Annotated in this window: 19 protein-coding genes; 12 read left to right on the top strand and 7 right to left on the bottom strand. The window is 70.5% G+C overall.

The genetic code is table 11. The annotated features are described in order from the left end of the window. The 4 genes from D7V80_RS32200 to rsmA all read left to right on the top strand — a co-directional run. Positions 1-1,274, top strand: a 1,274-nt coding sequence (locus tag D7V80_RS32200; protein WP_120591763.1) for a J domain-containing protein, incomplete at its 5' end; no start/stop codon positions are given. 143 nt (positions 1,275-1,417) lie between these two features. Then, positions 1,418-4,198: a response regulator gene (locus D7V80_RS32195; protein ID WP_120591761.1), complete on the top strand. Its 2,781-nt coding sequence runs from the start codon at positions 1,418-1,420 to the stop codon at positions 4,196-4,198. Between the two features lie 52 nt (positions 4,199-4,250). Then, positions 4,251-5,249 carry a tRNA (adenosine(37)-N6)-threonylcarbamoyltransferase complex transferase subunit TsaD gene (gene tsaD, locus D7V80_RS32190; RefSeq protein WP_120591760.1) on the top strand — a complete coding sequence of 333 codons (999 nt, stop codon included), beginning with the start codon at positions 4,251-4,253 and terminating at the stop codon, positions 5,247-5,249. A 10-nt stretch (positions 5,250-5,259) separates the two neighbouring features. Beyond that, complete coding sequence (gene rsmA / locus D7V80_RS32185) at positions 5,260-6,138, top strand: 16S rRNA (adenine(1518)-N(6)/adenine(1519)-N(6))-dimethyltransferase RsmA (protein WP_120591759.1); 879 nt, start codon at positions 5,260-5,262, stop codon at positions 6,136-6,138. Positions 6,139-6,144: 6 nt separating this feature from the next. Here rsmA and D7V80_RS32180 read toward each other — a convergent pair whose 3' ends face one another. Next, on the bottom strand, positions 6,145-6,432 hold the full coding sequence (locus D7V80_RS32180) for a hypothetical protein (RefSeq protein ID WP_043321988.1): 288 nt from the start codon (positions 6,430-6,432) through the stop codon (positions 6,145-6,147). Positions 6,433-6,613: 181 nt separating this feature from the next. Here D7V80_RS32180 and D7V80_RS32175 point away from each other — a divergent pair, with 181 nt between their 5' ends. The 5 genes from D7V80_RS32175 (at position 6,614) to D7V80_RS32155 (ending at position 10,272) form a co-directional block, all read left to right on the top strand. Further along, positions 6,614-7,255: a deoxynucleoside kinase gene (locus D7V80_RS32175; protein ID WP_014398825.1), complete on the top strand. Its 642-nt coding sequence runs from the start codon at positions 6,614-6,616 to the stop codon at positions 7,253-7,255. 169 nt (positions 7,256-7,424) lie between these two features. Next, entirely contained in the window at positions 7,425-8,333 is a 909-nt protein-coding gene (gene panB, locus D7V80_RS32170) for a 3-methyl-2-oxobutanoate hydroxymethyltransferase (RefSeq protein WP_120591758.1), read from the top strand. A 2-nt stretch (positions 8,334-8,335) separates the two neighbouring features. Beyond that, positions 8,336-9,190: a pantoate--beta-alanine ligase gene (gene panC / locus D7V80_RS32165; RefSeq protein WP_120591757.1), complete on the top strand. Its 855-nt coding sequence runs from the start codon at positions 8,336-8,338 to the stop codon at positions 9,188-9,190. Positions 9,191-9,207: 17 nt separating this feature from the next. Beyond that, complete coding sequence (gene smpB / locus D7V80_RS32160) at positions 9,208-9,693, top strand: SsrA-binding protein SmpB (RefSeq protein WP_014398822.1); 486 nt, start codon at positions 9,208-9,210, stop codon at positions 9,691-9,693. Positions 9,694-9,729: 36 nt separating this feature from the next. Continuing rightward, positions 9,730-10,272: a ClpXP protease specificity-enhancing factor SspB gene (locus D7V80_RS32155; protein ID WP_014398821.1), complete on the top strand. Its 543-nt coding sequence runs from the start codon at positions 9,730-9,732 to the stop codon at positions 10,270-10,272. Between the two features lie 20 nt (positions 10,273-10,292). Here D7V80_RS32155 and D7V80_RS32150 read toward each other — a convergent pair whose 3' ends face one another. The 6 genes from D7V80_RS32150 to D7V80_RS32125 all read right to left on the bottom strand — a co-directional run bounded on the left by D7V80_RS32150 (position 10,293) and on the right by D7V80_RS32125 (position 16,478). Beyond that, on the bottom strand, positions 10,293-12,065 hold the full coding sequence (locus tag D7V80_RS32150) for a serine/threonine-protein kinase (protein ID WP_120591756.1): 1,773 nt from the start codon (positions 12,063-12,065) through the stop codon (positions 10,293-10,295). A 31-nt stretch (positions 12,066-12,096) separates the two neighbouring features. Further along, positions 12,097-12,438: a DUF971 domain-containing protein gene (locus D7V80_RS32145; protein WP_014398819.1), complete on the bottom strand. Its 342-nt coding sequence runs from the start codon at positions 12,436-12,438 to the stop codon at positions 12,097-12,099. Between the two features lie 100 nt (positions 12,439-12,538). Further along, entirely contained in the window at positions 12,539-14,257 is a 1,719-nt protein-coding gene (locus tag D7V80_RS32140; protein WP_120591754.1) for an HD domain-containing phosphohydrolase, read from the bottom strand. A 29-nt stretch (positions 14,258-14,286) separates the two neighbouring features. Next, positions 14,287-15,138, bottom strand: a complete 852-nt coding sequence (locus D7V80_RS32135) for a peptidoglycan-binding protein LysM (RefSeq protein WP_120591753.1) — start codon at positions 15,136-15,138, stop codon at positions 14,287-14,289. Continuing rightward, the gene (locus tag D7V80_RS32130; RefSeq protein ID WP_199738907.1) at positions 15,135-15,545 is read right to left on the bottom strand and encodes a FecR family protein; all 411 of its coding nucleotides are present in this window, start codon (positions 15,543-15,545) and stop codon (positions 15,135-15,137) included. The genes D7V80_RS32135 and D7V80_RS32130 overlap by 4 nt, the downstream gene beginning before the upstream one ends. 129 nt (positions 15,546-15,674) lie before the next feature. Next, the gene (locus D7V80_RS32125) at positions 15,675-16,478 is read right to left on the bottom strand and encodes a carbon-nitrogen hydrolase family protein (RefSeq protein ID WP_120591751.1); all 804 of its coding nucleotides are present in this window, start codon (positions 16,476-16,478) and stop codon (positions 15,675-15,677) included. A gap of 211 nt (positions 16,479-16,689) precedes the next feature. Here D7V80_RS32125 and rimP point away from each other — a divergent pair, with 211 nt between their 5' ends. The 3 genes from rimP (at position 16,690) to D7V80_RS32110 (ending at position 19,261) form a co-directional block, all read left to right on the top strand. Then, positions 16,690-17,175 carry a ribosome maturation factor RimP gene (gene rimP / locus D7V80_RS32120; protein WP_120591762.1) on the top strand — a complete coding sequence of 162 codons (486 nt, stop codon included), beginning with the start codon at positions 16,690-16,692 and terminating at the stop codon, positions 17,173-17,175. A 70-nt stretch (positions 17,176-17,245) separates the two neighbouring features. After that, positions 17,246-18,946: a transcription termination factor NusA gene (nusA, locus tag D7V80_RS32115; RefSeq protein ID WP_120591750.1), complete on the top strand. Its 1,701-nt coding sequence runs from the start codon at positions 17,246-17,248 to the stop codon at positions 18,944-18,946. 18 nt (positions 18,947-18,964) lie between these two features. After that, positions 18,965-19,261: a YlxR family RNase P modulator gene (locus D7V80_RS32110; protein WP_120591749.1), complete on the top strand. Its 297-nt coding sequence runs from the start codon at positions 18,965-18,967 to the stop codon at positions 19,259-19,261. The last annotated feature ends 9 nt before the right edge of the window (positions 19,262-19,270 follow it).

The following is a 19,270-nucleotide window of genomic DNA, read 5'->3' as shown; positions in this document are numbered from 1 at the left end:
CCTCCACACCGCCCGTGCGCCCCACCCGCGCCAGCGAGGACGACCTGTGGCGCATCGTCTCCTTCGACGAGTCCAACGACCCCGCCCAGAACCTCACCGCCTCCTTCGAGGCCGCCCTCCAGCAGGTGGACGCCCACCTGGAAGCCCTCATCCGCTCGGATGTCCGCTCGGCGGGCGACGCCAACGAATTCCTCGTCGAGGCCATCGTCGAAGCGACGTTCGAGCCGCTGCCTTCTCCCCGCTCCACCGCGTTCCCCGGTGACAACGCGGAGGCTTCTGGCCAGACTGGGGACGAGCTGTCCGGTGATCTGGACGACTGGGATTTTGACGAGGACGACGTGGCGGCCGAAGACCCCTCCAACCCCGACGAAGCCTCCAAGCTCCGGCGCCAGCGCCTCCTGCGCCGCGCCATGGAGAACATGGGCGCGCTCGGCACCCGCCCCGCTCCCGCGACCACCCCGGCCACGCCCGAGGGCGCCGCGCCGCCGTCCGCCGCCGTCGCCGCGCCGACGGAGCCCCCCAAGCCCGACGAGGGCCGGCTCGCGCAGCAGATTGAGCAGCGCTACGCCGACATCCAGACGAAGAAGGATCACTTCGTCACACTTGGGGTTCCGCAGGACGCCACCCGGGACCAGGTGAAGGCCGCCTTCCTGAGCCTCGCCAAGGTCTTCCACCCGGACCGGCTGCCCCCGTCGCTGCCCCACCTGGCGCCGAAGATCACCGCCGTCTTCGAGTCCATCCGCGAGGCCTACGAAGTCCTCCACGACGACACCCGCCGCAAGAACTACCAGCTGGCCCAGCAGGGCGCGCAGGCCGCGCCGAAGCCCCCGGCCTCCAGCGCCGCCCGTCCCGGCAGCCCCGCCGCGGCCCGCGCGGACACCAACGCGGACGACCTCTTCCGCATGGGCGAGGTGTTCTTCCGCAAGCGCGACTTCCTCGCCGCCAGCGAGCACTATGAGCGCGCGTACGGCCTGGACCCCAAGCCCCTGTACCTCGCGGCGCGCGCCTGGTCCGTGTACATGGATCCCAGCCGCAAGGCCGACATGCCCCGCGCGAAACAGTGGATGGCGGATGCGGTGCGCACCGACCCGAACTGTGATCGCGCCCACTACCAGCTGGGCGTCATCGCCCGCGTGGAAGGGGACATGGACCGCGCGGAGAAGCACTTCCGGGAAGCCGTCCGTGCGAACCCCAAGCACCTGGAGGCGAACCAGGAGCTGCGGCTCATCGACATGCGCAAGAAGAACCCGCCCAAGAAGGGCCTCTTCCGCTGACTCGCCTGTCCCCCGGGGAGGGAGCCGGCCGGTTTTCCGGACAGTCCCGCCCATTGACACACCTGGAAACCGGACCCGATGCTTGCCCCTACGGGACGCCCCCGTCGGATCCGCCGTCCCGCCCGTCTTGAAAGGCATGCCACGTGGCCAAGCAGCACCTGCTCCTCGTCGATGGTGACGCGAAGAGTCTGCGCGTGATGGAGGTCAGCCTGAAGAAGGCCGGCTTCTCAGTCACGACTGCGATCCACGGCAAGGATGCGCTGGAGAAGGTCCAGATCAGCCCGCCGGACCTCGTGCTCGCGGACACCAAGATGCCGGAGATGGACGGCTTCGAGCTCTGCAAGACGCTCAAGTCCGACGAGCGCTTCAAGTTCATCCCCTTCGTCTTCCTGACGAACCAGAAGTCGGTCGAGTTCAAGGTGCGCGGCCTGGAGCTCGGGGGCGACGACTACCTGACGAAGCCCATCTACATCAAAGAGATCGTCACCCGCGTGAAGATGATCCTTCAGAAGGCCGAGAAGGAACGCATCGAGAAGCGCGAGACGACCAAGGGCGGCTTCGCGGGAAGCCTCGCCGACATGGGCGTCGTGGACCTGGTCCAGACCTTTGAAATCGGCCGCAAGACGGGCGTCATCTCCATCCAGGGCGAGCGCACCGGCGTCGTCTACTTCAAGGAAGGCCGCGTCATCGACGCGGAGCTGGGCCGGCTCAAGGGCGAGAACGCCTTCTACCGCCTGCTCAACACGTTCGAAGGCCAGTTCGACGTGCAGTTCACCACGTTGGACCGCACCGAGCGCATCGAGGTCTCCACGCAGGGCCTCCTCATGGAGGGCATGCGCCGGCTGGACGAGTGGGGCCGGATGCTCGAGCAGCTCCCCCCGCTGGAGACGGTCTTCGAAATTGACTACCACCAGCTGGCGGACCGCCTGTCGGAGATCCCCGACGAGGTGAACGGCCTCTTGCGCCTGTTCGACGGCAAGCGCGCGCTGTCGCGCGTGGTGGAGGACTCGGACTTCGAGGACCTGGCCGCGCTGGGCATCATCAGCAAGCTGTACTTCGAGGGGCTGATCCGCGAGCTGGGCAACGCGCCGCTGGAGCCCGTGCAGAGCAGCAAGCCGGGCATCGAGCAGTGGCTGAACGCCGCGCCGCCCATCCCCGTGGACGTCGCGCCCGCGCAGGAGTCCGCGCCCCAAGACGCGCCGGCCCCCGTGGAAGCGCCTCCAGTGGAAGCGGCGCCCGTGGCGGAGGTCCCGGTCGCCGAGCCCGAAGCCGCGCCCGCGCACCCCGAGCCCGTGGAGGAGGTCACGCCCGTGGCGGAGATGGCGCCCGCGCCAGTCTCCCCGCAGCCCGCGCAGGTGATCATCTTCCCGCCGCGCGTTCGTCCGGGGGAGGGCGGGCCGCCCTCGTTCGGCCAGGAGGGCGCGGAGCCCGCGGTTCCGCCGCTGTCGCAGGAGGGCTCGGCGTTCCTCGTGGAGCCGCCTCCGGCGCACCGCGCGGTGGATCATGCGCGGCGCAGCCTGCTGCTCGACTGGAGCCGGGTGGACACGGAGGGCCTGAGCGCCTCCAGCACCTGGGGCCCCGGTTCGCCCTGGTCGTCCGCGTCCCGAGCACCGGCCGCGCCCAGTCCGTTCGCCGCCCAGCCCGCGCAGACGCCCGTGGAGCCGCAGCCCTCGCGCCCGCCCATCTTCGGTGGCGCGGCCATCGCGCCCAGCCCGCTGGCCCCGGTGCCTCCGCCCACGCCGGCCCCGCCGTCGTCCGAGGTGACGCTGGTCAGCGGCACGGAGCCCTTCCACGAAGAGGTCCCGGTGGAGGAGTCCGCGCCGCCGCAGCTCGCGCTGCCGCCGTATCCGGGCCACGGCATCGTGCCGCCGCAGGTGGCCCCCGTGGCGCTCAACGTCGAGTTCCCCGAGTCGACGCCCTTCAACGCGCAGCCGGCCGCCATGGAGCCGGTGGAGACCGCCGCGCAGGACGTGCCCGCCTCCGAGGCGTACTTCACGGAGCCCGAGCCCGCCGCGCCCGTGCAGCCGTCCGCGGCGAGCGCCCCGGTTCCCGAGACGCACACCGCGGCCCCTGTCTCGGCCCCCCCGGCCAGCAGCGCGTCCACGAGCAGCACGAAGCCCGCCGCCGCCAAGCCCTCGCACGACGAGGACGACGCGGCGCTGATCGCCGCGATGAAGCCCAAGCGCACGGGCCTCTACATCGCGGGCGGCCTGGTTCTGGTCGCGGCCGTGGCCGCGGTGGTGCTGTCCAAGGGCTCGGGCAGCGCCGAAACGCCCAAGCCCGACGCGCCCAAGGTGACGCAGCCCACGAAGCCCGAGGATGCGCCCAAGCCGCCGGAGACGACGCCTCCGCCGGCCGTCACGCCTCCGCCCACGAAGACCGTGGACGCTCAGCCCGACGCGGGCACGCCCCCGGCGAAGACCGTCACCGCCCCGGAGGACGCGGGCACGCCGGTGAAGACGGCCACGCCCGAGCCCGCCGCCGTTCCCGACGCGGGCGCCGTCGCGGTCACGCCTCCGCCCGCGACGCCCACGGAGGCCGCGCAGCCCAAGGCCACCTACGCGGACTACATCAAGGACGGCCGCACGGCGCTGGCCCGCAAGAGCTTCAAGACGGCGCTCACCGCCTACCGCAAGGCGCTCGCGCTCGACAACGACTCCATCGAGGCGAAGACGGGCCTGGGCATCTCGTTGGCCAACAACAGCAGCACCAGCGAGGCCGGCTACCGCGAAGCGGCCAGGCTGCTCCAGGACGTCGTCAAGGCGGAGCCCAAGAACGCGAAGGCCTGGTTCTGGCTGGGCAGCTCGCTCCAGTTCTCCGGCGATCAAACCCGAGCAGCCGATGCCTACAAGCGGTATCTGTTCCTCGAACCGACGGGAAGCTCGGCGGACGAGGTGCGTGCCCTGCTCAATGGGATGAAATGAGCAGGGGAGGCGGCCCGTCCGCCTCCTGCCCGCCCTTGTTGTCGGAGTCGTCGTGCTCGTCCTGGGACTTGAAACCTCGTGCGATGAAACCGCCGCCGCCGTCGTGGAGGACGGGCGGCGCGTCCTGTCGGACGTCGTCTCCACGCAGGTGGACATCCACCGCCGCTGGGGCGGCGTCGTGCCGGAGCTGGCCAGCCGCAACCACATCGTCCAGGTGATGCCCGTCGTCCACGAGGCCCTCACCCGCGCGGACAAGACGCTGGACGACATCGACCTCATCGCCGTCACGTCCGGCCCCGGCCTCATCGGCGCGCTGCTCGTGGGACTCCAGGTGGCCAAGGGGCTGAGCCTCGCCACCGGCAAGCCCTTCGTGGGCGCCAACCACCTGGAAGGGCACCTGCTGGCCATCCGCCTGCTGGAGGACGCGCCCGCGCCGCCGTTCCTGGGGCTCGTCGTCTCCGGCGGCCACACCAGCCTCTACGAGGTGCGCGACTACGGGAACTACCGCCTCGTCGGCCGCACGCGCGACGACGCCGCGGGCGAGGCCTACGACAAGACGGCGCGCATCCTCGGCCTGCCGTACCCGGGCGGGCAGCCCATCGACGAGCTGGCGCAGAAGGGCGACCCGGAGGCCATCCGCTTCCCTCGCGCGCTGCCGGGCGACAACCTGGACGTGTCCTTCTCCGGCCTGAAGACGTCGGTGCTCCACCACGTCCAGAAGCACGGCGTGCCGGAAGGCCAGGCCCTCCACGACCTGTGCGCGTCGTTCCAGGAGGCGGTGGCGGACGTGCTGTCGAAGAAGCTCGTCGCCGCGGCCAGGAAGCTGGGCCACCACCAACTGGTGCTGTGCGGCGGCGTGGCGGCGAACTCGCGGCTCAGGGCGCTGTGCAAGCAGCGCGCGGAGGAGCGCGGCCTGCGCATGTTCCTGCCGCCGGTGCGGCTGTGCACGGACAATGGCGCGATGATCGCCGTCGCGGGGTATGAAGCGTGGCGCCGCGGCTTGCGCGGTGATTTCCGCCTCGCGGCCGACCCCGCCTGGCGCATGGAGTAGGGGCCTGACAGTGGATTCTCCGCGCGACATCCTCAAGCGCCACGGCCTGCGGGCCAAGCACAGCTGGGGACAGAACTTCCTTGGAGACGCGGACGCGCTCCAGGAGATCGCGGACGCGCTCGCGCTGCGCGAGGGCGAACCCGTGGTGGAGCTGGGGCCCGGCCTGGGCCACCTCACGCGCTTCCTCGCCGCCACCGGCGCGCGCGTCACCGCCGTGGAGCGCGACCGCGACATGGTGGCCGTGCTGGAGAAGGAGGCCATCCCCGGCGTGCGCGTGGTGCCCGGCAACGCCGCCACGGTGGACTTCGCCCAGGTGGCCGGCGCGGAGGAAATCGCGCTCGTGGGCAACCTGCCGTACCACCTCACCAGCCCCATCCTCTTCCAGGTGCTCGCGCAGCGCGCCCGCATCTCGCGCGCTGTCTTCACGCTCCAGAAGGAAGTGGTGGTGCGGCTGGCCGCGGAGCCCGGCAACCGCGACTACGGGCTGCTCACGGTGCTGCTCGGCCTGCACTTCGACGTGGAGAACGTGCTCACGCTGGAGGCGTGGCGCTTCCATCCGCCCCCGAAGGTGGACTCCGCCGTGCTGCGCCTCACGCGGCTCAAGAAGCCCCGCGCGCCGCTGGTGGACGAGGCCCGCTTCACGCGGCTGGTGAAGGCCGGCTTCGCGCAGCGCCGCAAGACGCTGATCAACTCGCTCAAGTCCGACAAGGGCCTGGCGCCGCCGGAGGTGATGCTCGCCGCGCTCCAGACGGCGGGCATCGACCCGGGCCGCCGCGCGGAGACGCTCTCCCCGGAGGAGTTCGCCGCCATCGAGCGCGCCCTGGGCCCCGTGACGGCCATGGCGCCGCCGCCTCCGGACGCGCCAGAAGGACAGGACGCAGAGGAGTAGGGGACTTCAGCGCTTCTGGCCCAGCGCGGCCAGGAGCCCACCCTGCTGGGCGAGGAACGCGCGGAACTCGTCCTCATTGATGCGCAGGCGCGCGAGCACGCCGCTGAGGACCTCCTCCACGGAGCCCTCGGGCCGGCGCTTCAGCTCGAAGGCCGTCTTCAGCAGGGCCACGCCATAGAGTGGATCCACGTCCACCGGAGGTGCGGGAGGGGCCGTGGCCGGACGGGCGGCGGGCGCCGCTTCCGTCGTTTCCACCAGATCCACCACCGTCTTCACCCGCTGCCTGCCGCGCATCTGTGGCCCGTCGCTCCCGCAGTCCGTGTTCGCGGGCACCGTAGGGGATGACCTCGGAGGGCGCAAGGGCAGGGTGGCCCGGCGAAAATTGCCGGATGCACGGGGGCATGGTTGTGTTATCCGCCCCCCGCGCGCGCATGTGTCTCATGCGTGGCTTTCCGGGGGCGGAGGCCTCGGGCCGATGGACCACCGCTACATCGTCGTCGAAGGCCCCATCGGCGTGGGCAAGACGAGCCTCACCAACCTCCTCACGGAGCGACTGGGCAGCCGCCGCATTCTGGAGGTGGTGGAGGAGAATCCCTTCCTCTCCAGCTTCTACGCGGACCGGCAGAAGTTCGCGTTCCAGACGCAGGTGTTCTTCCTGCTCTCGCGCTTCCGCCAGCAGCAGGAGCTCTTCCAGCAGGACCTGTTCCGCTCCGTCACCGTGAGCGACTACCTGTTCGCGAAGGACCGCATCTTCGCCAACCTCACGCTGGCCTCGGATGAGCTGGCCCTCTACGACCGCGTCTTCGAGGCGCTGGGGCCCCGCGTCCCGCAGCCCGACCTGGTCATCTACCTCCAGGCCCAGCTGGACGTGCTGCTGCACCGCATCAAGAAGCGCGGCCGTGAGTTCGAGCGCAAGTTCGACGCGGGCTACCTGGAGTCGCTCACGCACGCGTACAACGACTTCTTCGCGCACTACCAGGACACGCCGCTCCTGGTGGTGAACACGTCGGACATCGACTTCGTGCACAACGAGGACGACCGCGAGGACCTGCTGAAGACCATCGCGAACGCGAAGTCCGGTGTGCAGCACTACACCCCCCGGTCCCGCCGGGGCTGACGGCCGCCGCCCGCCTGGCTGCCTGGCGTGGGTTAAACCCCCACGCGGCCCCGAGGGCGTTAGAGTGCATCCCCGTGGAGCCCTGGCCTCCGGCGATCCCCCTGGGGACGGCGAGGGGCCTGACGTTCCACGAGGCTGTCCCACCCGTCTTGCCCACAGGAGGTGAACCGTGAAGGACAAGGTCACCATCCACACGCTGAAGCGCCTGAAGCAGTCCGGTCAGAAGATCTGCATGGTCACCGCGTACGACGCGACGTTCGCGCGCATCCTCGACGAGGGCGGCGCGGACGTGCTCCTGGTCGGTGACTCGCTGGGCATGGTCGTCCAGGGCCAGGAGTCCACGCTGCCTGTCACCCTGGACCAGATGATCTACCACTGCACGGCGGTGAGCCGCGGCGCGAAGCGGGCGCACGTGGTGGGGGACATGCCGTTCATGAGCTACCAGGTGTCGCCGCAGGAGGCGGTGCGCAACGCCGGGCGGCTCGTGTCCGAAGGCAACGTGGGCAGCGTGAAGCTGGAGGGCGGCGCCGAGTTCGCCGACACCGTGCGCGCCATCGTCCGCGCCAGCATCCCCGTCATGGGCCACCTGGGCCTCACGCCGCAGTCGGTGCACAAGATGGGCGGCTACGTGGTGCAGGGCCGCGACGAGGACGCCGCGCGCCGCATGCTGGAGGACGCGCTCGCCCTGGAGGCCGCCGGCGCCTATGCGCTGGTGCTGGAGGGCGTGCCGCTGGAGCTGGCGCGCACCATCACCCAGAGCCTCAAGATTCCGACCATCGGCATTGGCGCGGGCAAGCACTGTGATGGCCAGGTGCTGGTCTGCTACGACCTGCTGGGCATGAACCCGGACTTCAAGCCGAAGTTCGTGAAGCGCTTCGCCAACCTGCACGGGAACATCACCGAGGCCGCGAACACGTACTTCTCCGAAGTGCGTGCGGGCACCTTCCCGGATGAAGAGCACAGCTTCAAGGCCACCAAGGGCATCCGGCTGGTGACGCCCACGCCGGTGGCCCCCGACGCGGAAGGCGCTGGCGAGCCCGCGGAGAAGGTCGGCGGCATCTACGGGGCGCCCGTCTAGCCATGGCCCCCCACGTCCTGCGCACCGTTGCGGAAGTGAAGGCCTGGGTCGCGTCCCTCCAGAAGGAGGGCAAGTCCCTGGCGCTCGTTCCCACCATGGGCTTCCTGCATGAGGGCCACGTCTCGCTCATGAGGGAGGGCGGCCGGCGCGCGGACGTGGTGGCTGCCTCCATCTTCGTGAACCCCACGCAGTTCGGTCCCCGCGAGGACCTGGCGCGCTACCCGCGCGACTTCGAGGGGGACCTGGCGAAGTGCGCGAGCGCGGGCGTCTCGGCCGTGTTCGCGCCCGAGCCCGCGGCGATGTACCCCCCGGGCTACCAGACCTACGTGGAGGTGACGGAGGTCAGCCAGGGGCTGTGCGGTGAGCGGCGTCCCGGCCACTTCCGGGGCGTCGCCACCATCGTCACGCAGCTGTTGGCGCTGTTCCGGCCCGCCGTGGCGCTGTTCGGAGAGAAGGACTACCAGCAGCTCCAGGTCATCAAGACGCTCAACCGCGACCTGCACCTGGGCGCGGACATCGTGGGCATGCCCACCATCCGTGAGGCGGACGGGCTGGCCATGAGCAGCCGGAACGCCTATCTGTCCGCGGAAGAACGCCAGCGGGCGCTCGCCCTGTCGAAGGGCATCCGGGCAGCCCAGGGCCTGCTCGCCTCCGGCACCCGGGACACTCGGGCGCTGGTGGAGGCCGCCCGCCGTGAATTGCAGGCGGCGAACCTGCGCGAGGACTACGTGGAGGTTCGGGACGCCGGAACGCTTTCACCCCTGGACTCGGTGGCGCCCGGACAGACGGCGCGCATGCTGGTGGCGGCCTTCTCGGGCACCACGCGGCTCATCGACAACATGCCGCTGGCCGGTTAGGAGACCCGGGACACGTTATGGCCGCTGGAAAGTCGAAGGGTGTGGGTGCGGAGCCGGGGGTGAAGCTCATTGCCGAGAACCGGCGTGCGCGCTTCGACTACACGGTGGATGAGAAGATAGAGGCCGGGCTGGAGCTCACGGGGAGCGAGGTGAAGTCGTTGCGTGAAGGGACGGCCAACCTGTCGGACGCCTACGCGCTCCAGAAGGGCACGGAGCTGTTCCTGCTCAACGCCCACATCGGCTCCTACAAGGCGGCCAGCGTCTTCGACCACCTTCCCACCCGGGGCCGGAAGCTGCTGATGCACCGGGCGGAGATAGACCGGTGGACGGCGAAGGTGCGCGAGCGCGGTTACTCCATCATCCCGCTCGTGCTGTACTTCAGGAAGGGACGGGCCAAGGTGGAGCTGGGCCTGTGCCGCGGCAAGACGCACGAAGATCGCCGCCACGACATCAAGGAACGGGAGACGAAGCGGGAGATGGACCGGGAAGTGCGCCGTCGTTGAGGGCGCTCCCGCAATTCCCCCGCTGGACAGGCTGGAATGGACAAGAAGGTTTCCGACAAGAAGGAGCGGCTGCTGGCCGCGCTCGACCAGGGCATGGTGATGATCCACCTGGACGCGCGTCGCCCCGGTGTGCTCGTCCCCGCCAGCCTGCGAGGCGAAGCGCACCTGCGCCTCAACCTCTCCTACCGCTTCGAGCCACCCGACCTCACGGTGGGCGAGTGGGGCGTGCGCACCACGCTGAGCTTCTCCGGTTCGCGCTTCACGGTGGCGGTGCCCTGGTCCGCGCTGTTCGCCATCGCCAGCCACGTGACGAAGGAGTTCTGGATGTACCCGGAGGAGATGCCGCCGGAGCTGCTCCAGCAGCCCCCGGTGGCGTCGACCTCCGTCGCGCGCCCGCCGCAGCCCGCGCCGGTGCCCGTGGCCGCGGAGAGGCCCCGCGCCTTCCTGCGCGAGGTGCAGGCCGAGCACTCCGACGAGCCGGAGTCACGTCCGGAGGTGGCGCCTCCGCCGCCGCCCGAGGGGGGCCCCCCGGACGAGCCGCAGCCGCCGCGCCGTGGCCACCTGCGGCTGGTGAAATAGGACGGGCGTAAGGCGGAGCGTCAGCGCTTGAGCTCCGCCTGCACGTCCGACTTCTTGCCGCCCATGAACGACCCCGTCCAGACGCGGTAGCCCTTGAGCTTGAGCTGCACGGGGACGGAGCGCGCGGGGTAGGCGTTGTCCATCACCAGCGGCGTCACGCCCACCTCCACGCCGTCCACCAGGACGGTGGCACCGGAGGGCTCGCTGCGGATGGACAGGACCGCCGAAGGCAGTCCGAGCGCGCGCATCACCTGCGTCTCGTACTGGGGCCACACGAACAGCGCGCCCGCCGCGAGCACCGCCGCGATGCCGAGCAGCGCCACCGCCGGTCCCCAGCGCCTGCGAGGGCGGGAAGGCGCCGCAGGCTCGAACTCCGAAGGCGAGCTCTCCACCCGGGGCGCGCGCTCCTCCAGTTCCAGGTCACCCTGGGCCGCCTGACGGATGCTGGGCCGGTTCATCCGCGCCGCATCGTCCACGTCCGAGATGGACTGGGTGGCCAGCGCGGGCGCATCCACCGGGGCAGGGGTGGGCGCCTGCGTCCGGCGCCGGGGTCCGCGCGTGCAGGCCTCACAGGGCGAGTCAGGGGACTCCAGCGCCGAGCCGCACAGGGCGCAGGTGTGGACCACGGCGCCGGACGCGGACAGCGAGACGCCTCCAGCCGGTGGGCTCCACGGCTCCTCTTCCTCCGCCGCCACGGGAACGGACGCCGGAGGCGCCTTCCACGCTGGCGAAGCCGCGGCGCCACCGCCATAGGCCATCGTGCCCGGTCGGGCGCCAGACGCGGACGGGATGCGCCCGGTGTCCATGCCCTCGTGCGGCGCGACGGACATCACGAACGACGCCGACGTCGAAGCCGGGGCCTCCGCGAGCGCGGTCCGGGCCACCTCTCCCACGGACATGGGCAGCCGGACGCCACGAAGGAAGGTCGCCAGCGCATGCGACGACGCGGGCTCCCCCGTCTGAGCGAGCCACCGCGCCAATGCCTCCGACACGTCCTCCGGCTCCGGGAAGCGGGCCGCCGGGTCGCGCGACAGCATGCGCAGCACCAGCGTGGCCAGTGACGCCGGCACGTCCGGCAGTGACGCGGGCGCGCGGTTGAGGATGGAGTACGCCACCGCCATCGGCTCCGCCGCCGCCGACCCGAACGGGTGCTGCCCCGCGAGCAGCTCCGCGAGGATGGTGCCCAGCGAGAACTGATCACTCAGCGCCGTGGCCGGCTCGCCCCGGAGCACCTCCGGCGCCGCGTAGGGCACCTTGCCCTTGAAGGCCCCGGGCTCCGTGCGCGACAGGCCCGCCAGCCGCGCGATGCCGAAGTCCGTGACCTTCACCTCGCCCTCGCGAGACACCAGCAGGTTGGACGGGGACACGTCCCGGTGCGCCGTCACCACCGGCTGGCCGTCGTGCTGGCGGCGGTACGCGTGCTGCAATCCCGCCTGGGCCTGGCTCGCGATGAACACCGCCAGGTGCGGAGGAACCCGCAGCCCCTGGCGCGTCACCGCGCGGATGAGCGCGCCCAGGTCCCAGCCGTCCACCAGCTCCATCACCAGGAAGAGCCCTTCCGCGCTCTCCCCCACGTCGTGCACGGTGACGATGTTCTGGTGCTGCAGCAGCATGGCCAGCCGCGCCTCGGAGACGAACATCCGGGAGATGTCCGGCTCGCGCGCCAGGTGCGGCAGCACGCGCTTGATGGCCACGGTGCGCTCGAAGCCCTCCGCACCCTTCGCCACTCCCAGGAACAGCTCCGCCATGCCTCCCGTGGCCAGCGGTTGCAGCAGCCGATAGCGCGACGTCACGGGGACCTCCGGAAAGACGCGGTGGGGTGCTTCACCCCTGCGACTGGGTGATTTCGCGCAGGTGCTTCCACGGATAGATGCCCGTGGTGTGCTGGTCGCTGAAGACGAACGCGAGCGCGTAGTTGCCCACCGGCTGCATCTGCAGCACGCGCAGGTTCGCGGGCACCTGCGAGGGGTCCAGCGTGCGCTTCGCCGTCCACTCGTCCACGCACGCGGCGCACGGGCACTGCTGGCGCAGCACCTGCGCGGTGGCGGTCGTCGTCACGCCGTCATCCCACGTCAGCGTCAGTGACTCGCCATCCGCGGACAGCTTCGCATCCGTCGCGCTGACGGGCTTGGGCGCGGGCTTGATGCGATCCCAGAAATTGCTCACCGGTCCACCTTCCAAAGCTTGGGCAGCAGCCCCTCCCTACCATCCTTCCGGCGGGGAGGGGGACCTGCCGCGAAAGCGAAAGGGCCCGGGGAGCGGGGCTTCAGGAAGCCAGCTTGACGGGCTGCCGGTGGCCTTCCAGCCGCACGCCCCGCTGGGCCAGCACCGCGCGCAGCGCCAGCACCACCTTGGGGTCCAGCTGCGCGCCGCTCAGGTTGTCCAGGATCTCCATCGCCTTCTCCAGCGGCATGGCCTTCTGGTAGGGGCGCGTGGAGGTGCACGCATCGAAGGTGTCCGCGCACGCCACGATGCGCGCGAGCAGCGGAATGTCCTCGCCCTTGAGCTTGTCCGGGTAGCCCGTGCCGTCCCAGCGCTCGTGGTGGTGGCGCACGCACGCGCGCACCGAACCCAGGAACGTCACCGGCCCGATGATGGCGTCGCCGATGGCGGGGTGCTCGCGCATCAGGGCCATCTCCTGGTCGGTGAGCCGGGACTGCTTGCAGAGGATGTTCTCCGGGATGCCAATCTTCCCGATGTCGTGGAGGATGCCGCCGTACTGCAGCTGCCGCAGCTCGCGCTCCGTGAGCTTCAGCTCCTTGCCAATCTCCACCGCCACGTCGCCCACCCGCTGGCTGTGGCCGCGCGTGTACGCGTCCTTGGAGTCGATGGAGTTGGCCAGCGCGACGATGGTCTCCAGGTAGCCCTTCTCCAGGCTCTCGTAGAGGCCGCGCGTCTCCATGTCGTAGGCCATGAGCTGCTTGCTCATGTAGTTGAACGTCTGGGCCAGCTCCCCCAGCTCGTTCTTCTGCTTCAGGTGCACCTCCACGCCGAACTTGCCGCGCGCCAGCTCCAGCGACGTCGCGATGAAGGTCTTCAGCGGCTGCGTGAGGTTGCGGGAGAAGATGGCCGCCAGCACCAGCGCCACCAGGATGGCGCCGCCCAGGCCCAGGAGGATGCGCCGCTCCATGGTCTCCACCTGGCGGTAGGCGTGCTCCACCGGCTGCTCGGACACGATGGCCCAGCCCGCCTCCGGCAGCACCGAGTACGCGGACACCACCGCGTCGCGCCCCTCGCCGAAGTTGCCCACGTGGAACAGCTCCGTGTCGGGCGTGCCCTCGCGCTGCTTGAGCAGGTGCGCCAGGGGCAGCCGCTTCGACACGTCGTCACCCACCGCGCCCAGGTCGCCGCCGCCGGTAATCAAGCGGCCGTGCCGGTCCGCCAGGTACGCGAACCCCGTGCTGCCCACGCGCTCCTGCGCCAGCATCTGCCGTAGGCCCGCGAGCGTGATGTCCGCGGCCATGTAGCCCTGCACCGGGTCGCCCACGGGGAAGGCCAGCGTCACCACCGGCCCGCCGCCACCTCCGCCATGGGACGCCACCACGTCCGAGTAGCGCACCCCGGTGAGCCCTTCATCCAGCAGGGCCCGCGCGCGCTCCTCGTGCTCCGCCACCCCGCTGGGCGCCATGTCGTGCACCGCGAAGGCCTGCAGGCCGGGCAGCCGCTGCCGGTCCGCGCCGAACACGGTGAGCGCCAGCAGCTCCGGGCGCTGGTTGAGCACCGCCGCGATGTGCAGCCGCTGCGTGTCGCGCGGCAGGGTGAAGAAGCCGCCCGGCACGCTGGACAGCCCCACCACGCGCTCCGTGGGGTCCTCCAGGAAGCTCTCCGCCTTGAGCCGCAGCTGCTTCACGCGCTCCTGCGCCAGCTCCTGCGCGTCGCGGATGAGCAGCTCGCGCGTATGGGACACCGACAACCAGCCCACCATCAGCGTGGGGATGATGCTGACCACCAGCATCAGGAGGAGGATGGCTTTGAAAAGTCGCACGGCGGTGGCTCCTCGCTCGGGTCAGGCGGCTACTTCTGCCACCCGTCCTTCACCTTGACGTTGAGTTCGAGCGATTCCGCGGCCAGCTCGAAGCGCCGTATCTGGGAGGGCAGGGACCGTCCCTGCTCCGGACTCACCGCCGTCACCGTCCAGCGATAACGGCCCGCGGGCAGCGGCGGCAACGTCCATTGCCGCGCGGCCTGCACCGTGCGCACCGGCGCCGGTGCCGCTCCCTCTTCCACGCCCTCCGCGACGACCTCCACCTCGTAGCGCGTGGCGCCCGTGACGGAGGTCCACGCCAGCGTCACCGGCCCCAGCAGCCCGTTGGGCGTGGCCTTCAGCGTGAAGCGGGCCTTGTCCGCGGGCTGCGCCAGCTGCGGCGCGCCGGGCGGCTCCGGGAGCACGGTGCCCTGCTGCACGCGCACGGACTCGCCCCTCGCCAGCACGCGGGTGGCGTGCTGCGCCTCCACGGTGACGGGAGGGCCCTGCCGGTGGGTGACGGTGGTGGTGCCGCCGTCGTGGTCCACCTCCACCGTGAAGTTGGACGGCTGGGGCGGGTTGAGCAGCGCCCACGCCTCGTCCGCCTTGTGCAGCGCGTCCGCGTACCGCGCGGCCTGGAAGTGCGCCTCCGCGTCCTTCATCCGGGACTCGGCCTCACGGCGGCGCGCATCGTTCGGCGCGGCCTTCACCGCCGCGCGCGACATCTCCAGCGCCTTGAGCGCCGTCTGCGGCTCCGTACCGGGTGCCTTGCGCGGGGCCGCCGGTGCGCCGCCTCCGGGAAGGGCCGTGCCGTCCGGAGGCTCGCGCCCCACGGCGGTCGGTGCGGTTGACGGCACCACGGACAGCCCCATCCACGCGCTGAGCCAGAGGGCGGCCTTCATTGGAATTCAATCTTCCTGCCCGCACGAACCGTGGCGGATGGGGTGGTGACGGACAGCGACTGGGTGGCCGGCTTCTCCAGGGTGGCATCCACCCGTCCCCGCAGGACGGTGACGTCCGTTCGCAACTTGCTCTCCGCGATGCCCACCAGGGAATCGCCCCCCAGGTGCAGCGTGCTGCCATTGGCGAACACCACCTGGGCGCTGGCCCCGGCCTCGGTGCGGACCTTGTCGTTCTCGTAGAGGGGCAGCTCGTTCCGCGCGGGGCTCCATTCATCCGCCACCGCGCGTTTGATCTGCACGTCCCCCGTCAGCTCCCGCAGGTGCGCGCGGGGAACAGGGGGCGGCAGGGGCGCCTCGGTGGGCCCACGAGGCTTCTCATCGGCGGTACAGCCGGGAGGAAGGGCCATGAGTGCGACCGCGAAAAGAAGGGGAGGCCAGCGTCGTCCGTTCACCAGAGGGGTCTTCCTGAAAACCACTCTACCCGCAAACGTCGCGCCGAAGGGGCCTCCCGCCCCCTCTCGTTCACTCTCGCCCGCCTAGTCCAGCCGCCTGTGCGCCAGGCACGGCAAATTCCGCCGGATGCGTGCCTGGAGCTCCGGGTCCACCGGCGCAATCGCCAGGCCCTCGCCCTCGGAGGCCCGCGCCGTCACCAGGCCCCACGGGTCCACCACCATCGCGTGGCCGTACGTCAGCCGCTGCGCGGAGTGCCGCCCGCCCTGGGCCGGTGCCAGCACGTACGCCTGGTTTTCAATGGCCCGGGCGCGCAGCAGCACCTCCCAGTGGTCCTTGCCCGTCATCATCGTGAAGGCCGCCGGCACCGCGAGCAGCGTCGCCCCGTCCTTCGACAGCCGCCGGTACAGCTCCGGGAAGCGCAGGTCGTAGCAGACGCTCATCCCCAGCCGGCCCACCACCGTGTCCGCCGCCACCACCTCCGTCCCCGGCGCCACCGCCGCGGACTCCTGGTAGGTGGCACCGTCTCCCACATCCACGTCGAACAGGTGCATCTTCCGGTAGACGGCCAGCCGGGCGCCGTCCGGGCCGAACAGGACGCTGGTGTTGTAGAGCCGGCCGCCGGGCGCTCCCTCCTCCAGGATGGAGCCGGCCAGGAGCGTCGTCTTCGTCCCCCGGGCCAGCTCCGCCATCCGGCTCAGGGTGGGGCCGTCCAGGGCTTCCGCGGCGGAGGGGCGCTCGGGCTCCGGGCCCATCCAGGAGAAGTTCTCCGGCAGGCCCACCAGGTGGGCACCCAGGGAGGCGGCCTGGCGCACGAGGCGCGTGGCCACATCCAGGTTGTGGGCCTTGTCCGCGGTGGACACCATCTGTGCGGCGGCGATGAGGTGCATGGCGGCGTTATAACGCCACCGGCGTCACTCGGAACCCCTGGGAATCCTTCAATCCCGGGGGGCGTTTGAGCCGGCGCCTCGGGGTGTGTCCTTCCTTTACACCCCGAGGGGGCGTGTGTTACGGGACGCCCCGACATTTTTCGACGCATCACATTCGAAAAGTGGGCCGCCGTGCCCGCTTTTCGCGTTTTTGGAGACCTGTTTCCTGGCCATGGAGTCGAAGAACATCAAACAGACGGTGGAGGAGAAGGCAGCGGCGCTGCTGGACCCCATCGTGGCGAACGAAGGCCTGGAGCTCCTGGACGTGGAGTACGTCCGCGAGCGCGAGGGCTGGGTGTTGCGGCTGTTCATCGACAAGCCCGGTGGCCGGGTGGGACTGGACGAGTGCTCCCAGGTGTCGCGCGCGGTGGACCCGGTGCTCGACGTGGAGGACTTCATCCCCCAGGAATACAACCTGGAGGTGTCCAGCCCGGGTGTGAACCGGCCCTTGAAGAAGCCGGCGCACTTCGAACGGGTGAAGGGGCAGAAGGTCAAGGTGAAGACCTTTGGCCCGCTGGGTGACCCGCCGCGGAAGAACTTCAGCGGCACGCTCATCGGAGTGGTGGCCGACGCCATCTCCGTGGACGTGGAAGGGGGCGGTGCCTTCATCATCCCCTTCAAGGACATCGCCAAGGCCCATCTGGAGTTCGAGTTCTAGACGTCGACATACAGGGGACCCTGTTCGCGCCAGGGCCGCCCGTGGACCCATTTTCGGAGAAGACACAGCCATGCCCACGCCCGCCAACCCGGCAGTCAACCTCAACCTCGTCCTGGATCAGGTCGCCAAGGACAAGGGCATCGAACGGGCCGTGCTCATTGCCACCCTCGAGGACGCGATGAACACCGCGGCCAAGAAGCACTTTGGCCAGGACCGCAACCTGGAGGCCAAGTACGACCCGGAGAAGGGCGTCGTGGAGCTCTTCCAGGCCATCACCGTGGTCGCGGAGATCACCGACCCCGTCCAGGCGGTGAACCAGATCACCATGGAAGAGGCCCACAAGAAGGGCATGGAAGTGGAGCCCGGCGACGAGCTCGTCTTCCAGATCTTCTACCGGGACGAGGACGCCGCGGAAGCCAAGGCCCAGGACGACCAGTACGGCGACATCCTCCGCCTGAAGACCTTCCGCCGCGGCTTCGGCCGCATCGCCGCGCAGACGGCCAAGCAGGTCATCCTGCAGCGCACCCGCGACGCCGAGCGCGAGAACGTCTTCAACGAGTACAAGGACCGCAAGAACGAGATCGTCACGGGCATCGCCCGCCGGTTCGAGCGCGGCAACATCGTGGTGGACCTGGGCCGCGCGGAGGCCGTGCTGCCGGTCCGCGAGCAGGTCCCGCGTGAGACCTACCGCCCGGGCGACCGCGTCCAGGCGTACGTGCTGGACGTGCTGCGTGAGTCCAAGGGCCCGCAGATCGTCCTGTCGCGCGCCTCCGTGAACCTGCTCACCAAGCTCTTCGAGATGGAGGTGCCGGAAATCGCCGAGGGCATCGTCGTCATCGAGGCGGCGGCGCGTGAGCCCGGTGGCCGCGCGAAGATCGCCGTGTCCAGCCGCGACTCGGACGTGGACCCGGTGGGCGCGTGCGTGGGCATGAAGGGCAGCCGCGTGCAGGCGGTGGTGCAGGAGCTGCGCGGAGAGAAGATCGACATCGTCCCCTACGACGAGGACCCGGCGCGCTTCGTGTGCTCGGCCCTGGCCCCCGCGGAGGTCAGCCGCGTCATCATCGACGAGGCCAACCACGCCATGGAGCTCATCGTCCCGGACGACCAGCTGTCGCTGGCCATCGGCCGGCGCGGGCAGAACGTGCGCCTGGCCGCCCAGCTGACCGGCTGGAAGCTGGACATCAACAGCGAGAGCCGCGTGCGGGAGATGCGCGAGTTCGCCAGCCGCTCGCTCGGTGCCCTGCCGGGCGTCAACGAGATGCTGGTGGAGACGCTCTACGCGCACGGCTTCCGTCAGGCGCGCGACGTCGCGGACGCCAATGCGGAGATGCTGGCGCAAATCCCCGGCATCGACCCCACCCGCATCGCCGCGATGCAGGAGGAAGCCAAGAAGCGCATGGTGGAGGACCAGCAGGAGCTGTCGCGCATGGACTACGAGCGCGAGCAGGCCCGCCTGGCCGAGGCCCGCCGCCACCCGGACGAGCTGTCCCAGCCGGAGCGCATGGCGCGCGTGCGCGGCGTTGGTGAGAAGACCATCGAGCAGCTCATCCTCGCCGGCTACCGCACGGTGGAGGACATCGCGAACGAGAAAGACCTCACCCGCCTGGGCGACGTGCCGGGCGTGGGCATCAAGAAGGCCCGCCAGCTGAAGAGCGCGGCGGAGAATTATCTGGTGGAGGAAGCCAAGCTGCGCGCGGAGCTGAACGCGGAGCGGGGTGCGATGGCAGCGGCAGGCGGGTCGGAGGGCGTGGAAGCGGCCAAGGCACCGTAACGACAGGGGGTTAGGTGGATGCGCCGCGAAACCAAACGGCCCGGGACACATCTCACGGAAATCACGGCGTCAGGTCCGGTCAGGACCTGCGTCGGGTGCGGTTCTCGCAAGGCACAGGCGGAACTCACCCGGTTCGTGGTAGGTCCCCAGGGCGGCGTGGTGGCGGACAGGCGGCGGAGGCTGCCAGGGCGGGGGGCGTACCTGTGCGGTGCCGGTTGTCTGACGGCAGCGCTCAAGCGTAAGGCGCTGGGCAGGGCCTTCCGGGGCAAGGCGGGGCAGGTCGACCCGTCAGCACTCGGACAGGCTTGGGAGTGAGGGCGGGTG

Source organism: Corallococcus sp. CA054B, assembly GCF_003611625.1.
In the GTDB taxonomy this organism is placed as follows: domain Bacteria; phylum Myxococcota; class Myxococcia; order Myxococcales; family Myxococcaceae; genus Corallococcus; species Corallococcus coralloides.
This window is presented reverse-complemented; position numbering and strand designations above follow the sequence as displayed.